The organism is Streptomyces sp. NPDC038213 (genome assembly GCF_055600495.1).
Genome location: NZ_JBVJYM010000002.1, coordinates 195,111 through 208,025, shown reverse-complemented (window position 1 = coordinate 208,025; position 12,915 = coordinate 195,111). Strand labels below are relative to the sequence as shown.

Genomic DNA, 12,915 nt, shown 5'->3' with positions numbered 1-12,915 from the left:
CCGCGGCGGGCCGGCTCAGGTCAGCTCCCACACCAGCAGCTCCGCGTCCGTGCGCGCCAGCAGCTCCAGCCCGTCCGCGCCGGTGGCCCGCACCGCGTCCCCGGACCCCAGCAGCCCCCCGGCCGCCCCGCCCGCCCCGGCCCCGGCGAGCTCCAGCTCCCCGCGGACCACGTGCACGTACGCCCGCGGGGCCGCCGGTACGGCCACCCGCTCCCCCGCACCCGGACGCCGGACGTGCAGCACGGCGCCCGCGGCCGGCAGGGCGTACGGGCTGCCGTCGGCCATCGCGCGCACGACCCCGTACGAGGGCTCCCCGCCGGGCTCGGCGGGGGCCAGCCACATCTGCACGAACCGCAGCGGGACCCCGCCGTCGTTGCGCTCCACGTGCCGGACCCCGGAGGCCGCGCTCAGGTGCTGGAGGTCCCCGGCGCGCAGGACCGTGGCGTGCCCGGCGCTGTCGCGGTGCGTCAGCTCGCCCTCGGCGACCCAGGTGACGATCTCGGTGTGGCTGTGCGGGTGCTCGTCGAATCCCGCGCCGGGGGCGAGGCCCTCCTCGTTGCAGGCGACGACCGGGCCGAAGCGGATGTTGTCGGGGTCGTAGAAGTTCCCGAAGGAGAAGGCGTGCCGGGTGGTGATCCCGGCCCCCCGGTCCCCGCCCTCGTACCGGTCGGCGGCTCGCCGTACGTCAATCATGGGGTCACCGTAGCCCCGGCAGTCCGCCGGAGCGGCCGGATAAGGCAGTCTTGTCCCCGTGCCCCAACCTGATCGTGAGCCCCCACCGGTGTCCTCCGCGGCTCCGGTCCAGCCTGCCCACCCCCATGCCGCCACGCTGCGGCGGCTGGAGAAGTCCTCCGGCCGGCTCGCCGCCAACGCCATCGCGCGCATGGACGAGACCCTGCCGTGGTACCGGGCCATGCCGCCCGAGAACCGGTCCTGGATCGGCCTGGTCGCGCAGGCCGGCATCGCCGCGTTCACGGAGTGGTTCCGGCACCCCGAGACCCCCCAGGCGATCTCCACCGACGTCTTCGGCACCGCCCCCCGCGAGCTGACCCGGGCCATCACCCTGCGCCAGACCGTCGAGATGGTGCGGACCACGATCGAGGTCATGGAGACCGCGATCGACGAGGTCGCCGCCCCCGGCGACGAGTCCATCCTGCGCGAGGCCCTGCTCGTCTACGCCCGGGAGATCGCCTTCGCGACCGCCCAGGTGTACGCCCAGGCCGCGGAGGCCCGCGGCGCCTGGGACGCCCGCCTGGAGTCCCTCGTGGTCAACGCGGTGCTGTCCGGCGAGGCCGACGAGGGCGCCCTGTCCCGGGCCGCGGCCCTGGGCTGGAACTCCCCCGAGCACGTCTGCGTGGTGCTCGGCACGGCCCCCGAGGGGGACAGCGAGCTGACCGTGGAGGCGATCCGGCGGGCCGCGCGGCACGCGAAGCTCCAGGTCCTGACCGGGGTGCTCGGGGACCGGCTCGTGGTCATCGCGGGCGGCAGCGACCAGCCCGTACAGGTGGCGAAGTCCCTGATCGGGCCGTTCGCGGGGGGGCCCGTCGTGGCCGGCCCCGTGGTGCCCGACCTGCTGACGGCGACCCGCTCCGCCCAGGCCGCGGCCGCCGGACTGCGGGCCTGCACCGCCTGGCAGGACGCCCCCCGCCCGGTGTCGGCAGACGATCTCCTGCCGGAGCGCGCGATCGCAGGAGACCCCTCGGCCCGCGAGCTGCTGGTGGAGGAGATCTACAGACCGCTCGAAGAGGCCGGCTCGGCCCTGCTGGAGACCCTCAGCGTCTACCTGGAGCAGGCCAGCAGCCTCGAGGGCGCGGCCCGGATGCTCTTCGTCCACCCGAACACGGTGCGGTACCGGCTCCGACGTGTGACTGACGTCACCGGCTGGTCACCCTCCGACGTCCGCTCGGCATTCACGCTGCGGATCGCCCTGATCCTGGGGCGTCTGGCCGAGGGCGATCTCCAGCCCTAGACTTTTGTCGGACATCAACAATTCCCCCGACGGTTCTTCGTCCCTGTCCCCACGGGCGCTGCGGACCGTCCACAAGAGAGAGTGTGAGGGTGCTCGTACTCGTCGCTCCCGGCCAAGGCGCTCAGACGCCCGGCTTCCTGACTCCCTGGCTCGACCTCCCCGGCGCCGCCGACCGCGTCGCCGCGTGGTCGGACGCCATCGGGCTCGACCTCGCCCACTACGGCACGAAGGCCGACGCGGACGAGATCCGCGATACGGCCGTGGCCCAGCCGCTGCTCGTCGCCGCGGGCCTGCTCTCCGCCGCCGCCCTGGACTCCCGGGACTCCTTCGGCGCCGTCGCCGGCCACAGCGTCGGTGAGATCACCGCCGCCGCGTACGCCGGCGTGCTGTCCGACACCGACGCGCTGTCCCTGGTGCGCACCCGCGGACTGGCGATGGCCGAGGCCGCCGCCGTCACGCAGACCGGCATGGCCGCCCTGCTCGGCGGCGACCCCGAGGTGACCGTCCCGCACCTGGAGAAGCTGGGCCTGACCCCGGCGAACATCAACGGTGCGGGCCAGATCGTGGCCGCCGGCACCCTGGAGCAGATCGCGGCGCTGGAGGCGGACAAGCCCGAGGGCGTCCGCAAGGTGGTCGCCCTCAAGGTCGCGGGCGCCTTCCACACGCACCACATGGCCCCCGCGGTCGCGAAGCTGGAGGAGGCCGCGGCAGCGCTCGCGCCCGCCGACCCGGCCCTGGTCTACGTGTCCAACAAGGACGGCCGGACCGTCTCCACGGGCGCCGACGTCGTCGCCCGGCTGGTCGGCCAGGTGGCCAACCCGGTCCGCTGGGACCTGTGCATGGAGACCTTCAAGGAGCTCGGGGTCACCGCGATCGTCGAGGTCTGCCCCGGCGGCACCCTGACGGGCCTGGCCAAGCGCGCCCTGCCGGGCGTCGCGACGCTGGCGCTGAAGACCCCGGACGACCTCGACAAGGCCGCCGCGCTCGTCGCCGAGCACGCCGGCTGAGAGAAGGAGCCCACACCGCATGTCGAAGATCAAGCCTGCCCAGGGCTCTCCGTACGCCAGGATCCTCGGGGTCGGCGGCTACCGCCCGACCCGGGTCGTCCCCAACGAGGTGATCCTGGAGACGATCGACTCCTCCGACGAGTGGATCCGCTCCCGCTCCGGCATCGCCACCCGCCACTGGGCCTCCCCCCAGGAGACCGTGGCGGCCATGTCCGTCGAGGCCTCCGGGAAGGCCCTCGCCGACGCCGGGGTCTCCCCCGAGCAGATCGGCGCCGTGATCGTCTCGACGGTCTCGCACTTCAAGCAGACCCCCGCCGTCGCCACCGAGATCGCCGACAGGATCGGCGCGAAGAAGCCGGCCGCCTTCGACATCTCGGCGGGCTGCGCGGGCTTCGGCTACGGCCTGACCCTGGCCAAGGGCCTGGTCGTCGAGGGCTCCGCCGAGTACGTGCTCGTCATCGGCGTGGAGCGGCTCTCGGACCTGACCGACCTGGAGGACCGCGCGACGGCCTTCCTGTTCGGCGACGGCGCCGGCGCCGTGGTCGTCGGCCCCTCGGACGTACCGGCCATCGGCCCGACCGTCTGGGGCTCCGAGGGCGACAAGTCCGAGACGATCAAGCAGACCGTCCCCTGGGACGAGTACCAGACCGGGGACAAGTTCCCCGCCATCACGCAGGAGGGCCAGGCGGTCTTCCGCTGGGCCGTCTTCGAGATGGCGAAGATCGCCCAGCAGGCCCTCGACGCGGCCGGCATCTCGGCCGAGGACCTGGACGTCTTCATCCCGCACCAGGCCAATATGCGGATCATCGACTCGATGGTGAAGACCCTGAAGCTGCCGGAGCACGTCACGGTCGCCCGCGACGTCGAGACGACGGGCAACACCTCCGCCGCCTCGATTCCGCTCGCGATGGAGCGGCTTCTGGCCACCGGTCAGGCGAAGAGCGGGGACACCGCTCTCGTCATCGGCTTCGGGGCGGGTCTCGTATACGCCGCCACGGTCGTTACCCTCCCCTAGGCACTCCGGATCTTCCGGACACCGCACTGCACGACGCACCACCTTTCAACAGCTATCGAAGGAGCGCCACATGGCCGCCACGCAGGAAGAGATCATCGAGGGTCTCGCGGAGATCGTGAACGAGATCGCCGGCATCCCGGTCGAGGACGTCGAGGCCGACAAGTCGTTCACCGACGACCTGGACGTCGACTCGCTGTCCATGGTCGAGGTCGTCGTCGCCGCCGAGGAGCGCTTCGAGGTCAAGATCCCGGACGAGGACGTCAAGAACCTCAAGACCGTCGGCGACGCCGCGGAGTACATCCTCAAGAACCAGGGCTGAGCCCTACCGAGCGTTTGTCGCCACCCGGCGGTGGCGCCGTGACAATTCAGCACCCCCTTACACGTGGAGAAAGAATTCCTGTGAGCCCGACCAATCGCACCGTGGTCGTCACCGGTATCGGCGCAACCACTCCGCTGGGTGGCGACAGCGCATCGACCTGGGAAGGCCTGCTCGCGGGCCGTTCCGGGGTCAGGCCCCTGGAGGGCGAGCGCTTCGCCGAACTCCCGGTGAAGATCGCCGCCCAGGCCGCCGTGGACCCGGGCGAGGTACTGCCCCGCCCGCTGGCCCGCAAGCTGGACCGCTCGGCGCAGTTCGCGCTGATCGCCGCCAAGGAGGCCTGGGCCGACGCCGGGTTCGACGCCCCCGCGGGCGAGGACTCCGCCGTCTCCCCCGAGCGCCTCGGCACCGTGATCGCCTCCGGCATCGGCGGCGTCACGACCCTGCTCGACCAGTACGACGTACTGAAGGAGAAGGGTGTGCGCCGGGTCTCCCCGCACACCGTCCCCATGCTCATGCCGAACAGCCCCTCGGCCAACGTGGGCCTGGAGGTGAACGCCCGCGCGGGCGTGCACACCCCGGTCAGCGCCTGCGCCTCCGGCGCCGAGGCCATCGGCTACGCCATCGAGATGATCCGCACCGGCCGCGCCGACGTGGTCGTCGCCGGCGGCACCGAGGCGGCGATCCACCCGCTGCCGATCGCGGCCTTCGCCAACATGATGGCGATGTCCAAGAACAACGAGGAGCCCGAGAAGGCCTCCCGCCCCTACGACCGCGACCGTGACGGCTTCGTCCTCGGCGAGGGCGCCGGCGTGATCGTCCTGGAGTCCGCGGAGCACGCCGCCGCGCGCGGCGCCCGCGTCTACTGCGAGGCGCTGGGCCAGGGCCTGTCCGCGGACAGCCACCACATCGCCCAGCCCGAGCCCACCGGCCGCGGTGTCGCGGCGGCGGTGCAGAACCTGCTGGACAACACCGGCCTGAAGCCCGCCGATGTCGTGCACGTCAACGCGCACGCCACCTCGACCCCGCAGGGCGACAGCGCCGAGATCAAGGCCCTGCGCAAGGTGCTGGGCGACGACCTCGACCACGTCGCGGTCTCCGCCACCAAGTCGATGACGGGCCACCTGCTCGGCGGCGCCGGCGGCATCGAGAGCGTCGCCACCGTGCTGGCGCTGCACCACCGCCTCGCCCCGCCCACGATCAACGTGGACAACCTGGACGAGGACATCGACGCCGACATCGTCACGGGCGAGCCGCGCAAGCTGCCCGCCGAGGGCCAGATCGCCGCGATCAACAACTCGTTCGGCTTCGGCGGCCACAACGTCACCCTGGCGTTCCGCACCCTCTGAAGCGGCTGAGCACGCAGGAGGGGCCCGCCCGGCAGCCGCCGGGCGGGCCCCTTCGCCGTTCCTCAGACCACCTGGTGCAGCCAGCGCACCGGCGCGCCCTCCCCCGCGTACCGGAAGGGCTCCAGCTCGTCGTCCCAGGGCTTGCCCAGCAGCAGGGAGACCTCGGCCTCCAGGTCGCCCTCCCCCTCGGCGGCCCGCAGCAGGGCGGCCCGCAGCCGGTCCTCGGGGACCAGGATGTCCCCGTGGATGCCCGTCACGGCGTGGAAGATGCCGAGGTCGGGGGTGGAGCTGTAGCGCTCGCCCTCGGCGGTGGCGCAGGGTTCGGCCGTCACTTCGAAGCGGAGCAGGTGCCAGCCGCGCAGGGCGGAGGCGAGCTTGGAGGCCGTACCGGCCTCGGCCTGCCAGGAGAACTCGGCACGCCAGGTGCCGGGTGAGGCGGGCTGTCTGATCCAGTCGAGATTCACGCGCACTCCGAGCACACCCGCCACTGCCCATTCCACGTGCGGACAGAGCGCGCGGGGCGCGGAATGCACGTACAGAACTCCACGTGTCGTCACCGGGACCTCCAGTGTGGGACGAGGTTCGCCTTCCCCAGCGGCCTCGTTCCGGTGCCGCTCCCGAGGTCACCCATGGTAAACAACATCGGGAGTGAATCTCCTGAAAACGGACAGTATGTGACGTGATGTAATTTACCGGAACCGATCTGACATTGTGCCAGTGGTTGTGCCGGCAGACGGTGGCGGCCGAAACGCCCCGGGGAAAAGCTACCGTGCGCCGGGGGCCCAGGTGTGACGTACGGTCGGTCCAGGAGCATCCAAACACCGAGCTTTCACTCAGCAGGACGCCGCGCCGGACCGCCGGGCGGCCAGGGAGGGGAACACCCGATGCGCAGCACCATGCGGAACCGCCGGCGGCGCACGGCCGGGTCCCGTGCCACGGCGGCCGCGGTCCTGCTGGTCGCGGGGCTCGCGGGGTGTTCCGCGCAGGGGGAGCCGGATACCGCGGCGGCCGCCGGGCGGGCGGAGCGGCCGGGGCAGCGGCAGGCGGCGGAGCCCGCCCCGCTGTGGAATCCGAAGCCGGCGTCGATCGCCGCTGTGGGTGACTCCATCACCCGTGGTTTCGATGCCTGTTCGGTACTGGCGGACTGTCCGGAGGCCTCCTGGGCCACCGGCGGCGATCCCGCGGTGCGCAGTCTGGCCAGCCGGCTGCTCGGGCCGGCGGGGGCCGCCGGGCGCAGCTGGAACTTCGCGCGGACCGGGGCGCGGATGGCGGACCTCCCGCACCAGATGGGGCAGGCCGCGCAGCAGCGGCCCGAGCTGGTGACGGTGATGACGGGGGCGAACGACGCCTGCCGGGCCTCGGCCTCGGCGATGACGCCCGTGGCGGAGTTCCGGGCGGACTTCGAGCGGGGGATGGAGCGGCTGCGGTCGGTGCTGCCCGAGACGCAGGTCTACGTCTCCAGCGTGCCGGACCTGATGCGGCTCTGGGAGACGGGACGGGCGAGCCCGCTGGCGCAGCAGGTGTGGAAGCTGGGCATCTGCCCCTCGATGCTGGCCGAGCCGGAGGCCGTGGACAAGGCCGCGGTGGCCCGCCGGGCAGCGGTGCGGGCGCGGGTGGTGGCGTACAACAAGGCGCTGCGCGAGGTCTGCGGAAGGGATCCGCTGTGCCGGTACGACGGGGACGGGGTGTTCTCGTACCCGTTCACGGCGGCCCAGTTGAGCCGGTGGGACTGGTTCCACCCGGGCCGGGACGGGCAGGCGCGGCTCGCGGAGCTGGCGCACCGGCAGGTGACGGCCGCGGGCCCGCCGGCCTGAGGGCGGCGGGTACGGGCGCGGGTACGGGCGGCGCGTACGGAATCGGGACCGGGGGCGGGTGTCAGGGCCCACCCCCGGTCCGGTCCGGGGCGGTCTGCGGCGGTCAGACCTCGAGGACGGCGGTGAGCCGGGTGTCGGCGATCGAGCGGCCCGCCCGCACCTCGTAGGCGCCTGCGGGCCTCGACCAGGCGCCCGCCTCCTCGTCCCAGACCTCGAAGGCCCGCGCGGGCAGGGCGACCACGGCCTCGGCGCTCTCGCCGGGGCCCGCCTCGACGCTGCCGAAGCCCGCGAGCCAGCGGTCGGGGCGCTCGGGTCCGCCGCCGCCCTGCGGGGCCAGGTAGACCTGGACGACCTCGCGGCCGGGGCGGGTGCCGGTGTTGCGGACGCGGACGCGGGCGGTCCCGGCGGTGACCTCCAGGGACTCGTACTCCCAGTCGGTGTAGCCCAGTCCGTGGCCGAAGCAGTACGCGGGGCGGACGCCGTGCCGGTCGTAGGCCCGGTAGCCGATGAACAGGCCCTCGGCGTAGTCGAGTCGGCCGTCGGTCGGGGTGACCCCGGTGACGGGGGCGTCGGCGAGGGCCGCGGGCCAGGTGGTGGGCAGCCGGCCGCCGGGCTCGTGGGCGCCGAGGAGCACGTCGGCGAGGGCGGCCCCGCCCTCCTGTCCGGGGAACCAGGTCAGCAGGACGGCGGCGACCTCGTCCCGCCAGGGCATCTCGACCGGGGAGCCGGCGTTGACGACCACGACGGTGCGGGGGTTGGCGGCGGCCACGGCCCGGACCAGGTCGTCCTGGCGGCCCGGCAGGGCCAGGTCCTGGCGGTCGAAGCCCTCCGATTCCACCCGCTCGGTGGTGGCGACGACCACGACGGCGGTGTCCGCGGCGCGGGCGGCCTCCACGGCCTCGGCGATCAGCTCGTCGGGGTCGCGGCGCGGCCCGAGGTGGAGCAGCGAGAACATGATCGCCTTGAGCGGTGCGGCGGACAGGTCCGGGACCCGGTAGAGCAGGGAGACCTCGACGGGTTCGCCCTCGGTCAGGGTGGCGCGGCCGCGTTCGCTGGGCGCCCCGAAGAAGGCCTCGAAGGGGTCGGCCTCGTCGCCCATCCGCTGGACGCCCTCCCACAGGAGGGTGCCGCCGACGCTGAGGGCGAAGGCGCCGAGGCCGCGGGTGCCGAAGGTGTGCTCGCCGCTCTCGCGGGGGGTGAAGGTACCGGTGACCTCGATGCTGGCCATCGTGTCGTAGGTGGCTCCGGCGGGCAGGTCGTCGCCGATCCACTGGACCTGGCCGGAGGGCAGGGTGCCCTCGCCGATCACGGCGCCGTGCGCGTCGCGGCAGACGGCGCGCAGCTCGAAGCCCTTGTCGGCGGGGGTGGGCTCCTCGCTGGGGTCGGCGCCGAGCGCGTAGGAGACGGCGCCGGCGGGCAGGGCGGCGGCGAGTCCGTCGAGCGGGGAGACCACGCGGGCGGGGAAGACGGTGGCGGAGCCGCCGCCGAGCACCCGGGCGTCGCGGGCCGCGGCCCCGGAGAGGGCGAGGGTGCCGCCGGGGGCGAGGGGCAGGACGGGGGCGCCGTCGCGCTGGCCGTTGCGTACGAGGACGAAGGCGCGGCGGGCGATCTCGCGGGCGAGGGCCTCGCCGTCGAGGGGGGCGGGGGGCTCGGCGACGGCGGGCGGGGCGCCTTCGAGGCAGCCGGTGCGGGCGGCGAGCCGCAGGACGTTGCGGACGGCCGCGTCCACGGCGGACTCGTCGGTGCGGCCGGCCCTGACGGCCTCGGCGAGGGCGGGCCCGTAGACGGTCTGGGGGCCGGGCATGGCCACGTCGAGGCCGCCCTCGATGTCGCCGACGGTGGAGCGGGCGGCCATCCAGTCCGAGACGTTGGCCCCGTCGAAGCCCCAGCTGCCGCGCAGGACCTCGTTGACGAGGTAGCGGTGCTCGGTCATCGTCTGGCCGTTGATCCGGTTGTACGCGGTCATGATGCCCCAGGGGTGGGCGTTGGCCGTGATGGCCTCGAAGGGGGCCAGGTAGAGCTCGTGCAGGGGGCGCGGGGCGATGGTGTTGTCGACGGTGAAGCGCTCGGTCTCGGCGTCGTTGCCGACGAAGTGCTTGACGGTGGTGCCGACCCCGCCCTCCTGGACCCCGCCGACGTAGCCGGAGCCGATCTCGCCGGTGAGGTACGGGTCCTCCGAGTAGCACTCGAAGTGGCGGCCGCCGAGCGGGGAGCGGTGCAGGTTGACGGTGGGGGCGAGGAGGACGTGGACCCCCTTGCGGCGGGCCTCCTGGGCGAGGAGCCGGCCGGCCCGGCGGGCGAGGGCGGGGTCCCAGGTGGCGGCCAGGGCGGTCGGGGAGGGCAGGGCGATGGAGGGGTCGTCGGCGGTCCAGCGGACCCCGCGGACCCCGATCGGGCCGTCGGACATGACCAGGGACCGCAGGCCGATCTCGGGGAGGGCCGGCAGGGACCACATGTCCTGTCCGGCCAGCAGCCGGGCCTTGGTGTCGAGGTCGAGCTTGCCGAGGGCCGCCTCGACGGCCTCGGTGCGGGCCTGCTCGGCCCGGTCTGCGCGGCCGTCCTCGCCGGTGTGGGTGGTGTCGCCTGCCACGTCGTGCCTCCTCGCTGGGTGCTGTGCGGGTGGGCCCATCGTGGCGCGATTGCCTGTAGAACGGTAGGTGATGTTATCTTTTCGTAATATCGAGATGCCGTACGGTCCTCCTGGAGGGCGGGCCGGACCGGGTCCGCCGCGGCGGACCGGCGGACGGAAGGGGTGCGCGGGCTGATGGCCAGGGCGCGGAGCGAGGAGCGGCGCGGCGAGATCCTGCGCGCGGCGCTGGAGGTCATCGCGGAGCGCGGCTACCGGGGCGCGTCGCTGGCCTCCGTGGCCGAGCGGGTCGGGCTGACCCAGCAGGGGCTGCTGCACTACTACCCCACCAAGGAGGCGCTGCTCGTCGCGGTGCTGGAGGAGCGGGACCGCTGGGACACCGGCGGGACCCGGCCGGCCGGGGGGACCTGGCGGCTGGACCTGCTCACCGCCCTCGTGGACTACAACGCCATGCGCCCCGGGATCGTGCAGACCTTCTCGGCGCTGCTCGGGGAGAGCGTGACGGACGGGCACCCCGCCCGGGGGTTCTTCACCGAGCGGTACGCGCAGGTGCGCACGGACATGGCCGCCCTGCTGCGGGCCGAGTTCGGCCCGCAGCTGCCCTCCGGCCTCACCCCGGAGCAGGCCGCCCCGCTGGTCACCGCGGTGATGGACGGGCTCCAGTACCAGTGGCTGCTCGACCCGGAGGCCCTGGACATGCCGGCGGCCTTCCGGGCCTTCGCGGCCCTGCTGCACGGGGGCCCGCCCGCCTCGGGCACCCTGGGCGCATGAGGATCGCCACCGCCCAACTGACCTGCGTACCGGGGGACGTCGAAGCGAACGTCGCCGAACTGGCCCGGCTGGCCGGGCTCGCGCGCGCGGCCGGCGCCGCGCTGGTCGTCTTCCCGGAGCTCGCCGTCACCGGGTACGAACCCGCCGCCCTGAGCGCCGGCCCCGGGCTGTGGACCGGCCCGGACGACCCGCGGCTGGACCCGCTGCGCTCCGCCGGGATCGCCACCGCCGTCAACTGCGCGGCGGCCTCGGACGGCCCGCTCCCGGCCATCACCACGCTGGTGCACGGCGCGGACGGGGAGCTGCTGGCCTCGTACGCCAAGCAGCACCTGTACGAGCAGGAGCAGGGGCTGTTCGCGGCGGGCCGGGAGGACGGGCGCTTCGAACTGGACGGGATCCGCTTCTCGTTGGCCGTCTGCTACGACAACCACTTCCCCGAGCTGGCCTCCCGCGGCGCCGCCGACGGCTGCCGGGTGCACCTGGCCAGCTCGCTGTACGGCACGGGCGGCGGGGTCGGCGAGCGCGCCTCCGTCTATCCGGCGCTGGCCCGCAGCACCGGGATGTACACGGTGCTGGCCAACCACGTCGGCCGGGCGGGGCCGTGGACGGGCTGCGGGGTCTCGGCCGTGTGGGGCCCGGACGGCACCCTGCTCGCGGAGGCCGACGCCCGCACGCCCTCGGTGGTCACGGCGGAGATCGCCTGACGGGCGTACGGGACCGCGGTGCTACGGGCGGCCGGAGCGGCCGGAGTCTCCCGCATCGTCGGAGTCGTCGGACCCGTCGGCCCCGCCGCCCTGCGCCGCCTCGCCGGTGAGCTCGCGCGCCATCAGGGTGGCGCCCGCGACGGCCCCCGGCATCAGGAACACGGCCACGAGCGGGACGAGGAAGGCGAGGACGAGCGGGATGCCGAAGCCGAGGGCCAGCATCCGGCGCCCGCGCAGCATCCGCAGCCGCCCGGAGAGGTCGACCTTGCGGCGCTGGAGGGCCACCGAGGCCAGCTCGTGGGTGAGGAAGAAGCCGGAGACGGCGAAGCCGAGGGCCGGGACCACGGTCTGCCCGAGCACGGGGATGAACCCGAGGGCGAAGAGCACGATCCCGTAGCACAGGACCCGCACGAGGATCCGCAGGCTGTCGCCCGCCGAGACCAGCAGCTCGCGCCAGAGCGGCAGGCCCGACTCCGGGGCCTCGCCGCCCTCGGAGCGGTCGACCTCCTCGGACAGCGACTCGTAGAAGGGCTGGCCGATCAGGAGGGTCACCGCGGTGAAGGTGATCACCGCGAGGAAGAGGCCGAGGCCGAAGAACAGGACGGTCAGGAAGCCCCGGAAGAGGTCCTGCCAGAACGCGGACCAGCCGTCGGCGAAGGGGGTGGACCAGGCCACCAGGTCGTCGGCCCCGTATCCGAGCCCGACGAGCGCACCGGCGTACAGCACGAGCGACACCAGGCCCGGCAGCAGTCCGAAGCCGAGCCAGCGGCCGTGGCCGAGCACCCAGCGCTGTCCGGCCGCCAGGTACCGGAAACCCCCCAGAAGATCACGCATCGGGCCAGCTTAGAGGGGGGCGGAAAAGCCGCGGGCCGCACCCCCGGGATCGGGGGTGCGGCCCGCGCGGGAGCCGGGCGCCTATCAGGCGACCGAGAGCTCGACGGTGATGTTGCCGCGGGTGGCCTTGGAGTACGGGCACACCTGGTGGGCCTTCTCGACCAGGTCCTTCGCGCGCTCCTGGTCCACGGTCGGGATGGACGCGACGATCTTGACGATGATGCCGAAGCCGTCGTCGTTCTTGCCGATGCCCACCTCGGCGGTGACGGTCGCGCCGGTGATGTCGGCGCTCTCGTTGCGGGCGACGACGCCGAGGGCGCCCTGGAAGCAGGCGCTGTAACCGGCGGCGAACAGCTGCTCGGGGTTGGTGCCGGCGCCGCTGCCGCCCATGGCCTTCGGCGGGTTCACGACCACGTCGAGCTGGCCGTCGTCGCTGGCGACGCGGCCGTCGCGGCCGTTCTCGGCGGTGGCGACAGCGGTGTAGAGCACCTCGGACTGCTGGATGGACATGTAACGGATCCTCCTGGTTGTCGCCGCGACTCGCGCCCA

Annotated in this window: 13 protein-coding genes; 8 read left to right on the top strand and 5 right to left on the bottom strand. The window is 73.8% G+C overall.

Features of this window, described 5'->3' with window-relative positions:
- Positions 1–15: 15 nt before the first annotated feature.
- Positions 16–693, bottom strand: coding sequence for a pirin family protein (locus ACZ7JZ_RS03640; RefSeq protein ID WP_470932774.1), 678 nt, complete (start codon positions 691–693; stop codon positions 16–18).
- Between the two features lie 88 nt (positions 694–781).
- On the opposite strand from ACZ7JZ_RS03640, the gene ACZ7JZ_RS03635 reads away from it, so the two are divergent.
- From ACZ7JZ_RS03635 to fabF, 5 genes are all read left to right on the top strand, one after another.
- Positions 782–1,969, top strand: coding sequence for a PucR family transcriptional regulator (locus ACZ7JZ_RS03635; RefSeq protein ID WP_470932772.1), 1,188 nt, complete (start codon positions 782–784; stop codon positions 1,967–1,969).
- A gap of 89 nt (positions 1,970–2,058) precedes the next feature.
- Entirely contained in the window at positions 2,059–2,976 is a 918-nt protein-coding gene (locus tag ACZ7JZ_RS03630) for an ACP S-malonyltransferase (RefSeq protein ID WP_470932770.1), read from the top strand.
- Positions 2,977–2,995: 19 nt separating this feature from the next.
- Positions 2,996–3,991: a beta-ketoacyl-ACP synthase 3 gene (locus tag ACZ7JZ_RS03625; RefSeq protein ID WP_470932768.1), complete on the top strand. Its 996-nt coding sequence runs from the start codon at positions 2,996–2,998 to the stop codon at positions 3,989–3,991.
- A 70-nt stretch (positions 3,992–4,061) separates the two neighbouring features.
- Positions 4,062–4,310 carry an acyl carrier protein gene (locus ACZ7JZ_RS03620; protein ID WP_470932766.1) on the top strand — a complete coding sequence of 83 codons (249 nt, stop codon included), beginning with the start codon at positions 4,062–4,064 and terminating at the stop codon, positions 4,308–4,310.
- 80 nt (positions 4,311–4,390) lie between these two features.
- Entirely contained in the window at positions 4,391–5,656 is a 1,266-nt protein-coding gene (gene fabF, locus ACZ7JZ_RS03615) for a beta-ketoacyl-ACP synthase II (protein WP_470932764.1), read from the top strand.
- Positions 5,657–5,718: 62 nt separating this feature from the next.
- Here the strand turns inward: fabF and ACZ7JZ_RS03610 are convergent, their stop codons facing one another.
- Positions 5,719–6,213 carry a DUF3145 domain-containing protein gene (locus ACZ7JZ_RS03610; RefSeq protein ID WP_470932762.1) on the bottom strand — a complete coding sequence of 165 codons (495 nt, stop codon included), beginning with the start codon at positions 6,211–6,213 and terminating at the stop codon, positions 5,719–5,721.
- A 327-nt stretch (positions 6,214–6,540) separates the two neighbouring features.
- On the opposite strand from ACZ7JZ_RS03610, the gene ACZ7JZ_RS03605 reads away from it, so the two are divergent.
- Entirely contained in the window at positions 6,541–7,470 is a 930-nt protein-coding gene (locus ACZ7JZ_RS03605; RefSeq protein ID WP_470932760.1) for an SGNH/GDSL hydrolase family protein, read from the top strand.
- 103 nt (positions 7,471–7,573) lie between these two features.
- Here the strand turns inward: ACZ7JZ_RS03605 and ACZ7JZ_RS03600 are convergent, their stop codons facing one another.
- Entirely contained in the window at positions 7,574–10,099 is a 2,526-nt protein-coding gene (locus ACZ7JZ_RS03600; protein ID WP_470932758.1) for a beta-glucosidase, read from the bottom strand.
- Positions 10,100–10,234: 135 nt separating this feature from the next.
- On the opposite strand from ACZ7JZ_RS03600, the gene ACZ7JZ_RS03595 reads away from it, so the two are divergent.
- Positions 10,235–10,828 (top strand): TetR/AcrR family transcriptional regulator, encoded by a 594-nt coding sequence (locus tag ACZ7JZ_RS03595; RefSeq protein ID WP_470932756.1) that lies wholly within the window; start codon positions 10,235–10,237, stop codon positions 10,826–10,828.
- Positions 10,825–11,532 (top strand): carbon-nitrogen hydrolase family protein, encoded by a 708-nt coding sequence (locus ACZ7JZ_RS03590; RefSeq protein ID WP_470932754.1) that lies wholly within the window; start codon positions 10,825–10,827, stop codon positions 11,530–11,532. The genes ACZ7JZ_RS03595 and ACZ7JZ_RS03590 overlap by 4 nt, the downstream gene beginning before the upstream one ends.
- Positions 11,533–11,553: 21 nt before the next feature.
- Here ACZ7JZ_RS03590 and ACZ7JZ_RS03585 read toward each other — a convergent pair whose 3' ends face one another.
- The gene (locus ACZ7JZ_RS03585; protein ID WP_470932752.1) at positions 11,554–12,366 is read right to left on the bottom strand and encodes an EI24 domain-containing protein; all 813 of its coding nucleotides are present in this window, start codon (positions 12,364–12,366) and stop codon (positions 11,554–11,556) included.
- Positions 12,367–12,450: 84 nt separating this feature from the next.
- Positions 12,451–12,876 (bottom strand): organic hydroperoxide resistance protein, encoded by a 426-nt coding sequence (locus ACZ7JZ_RS03580; protein WP_470932750.1) that lies wholly within the window; start codon positions 12,874–12,876, stop codon positions 12,451–12,453.
- Positions 12,877–12,915: the final 39 nt, after the last annotated feature.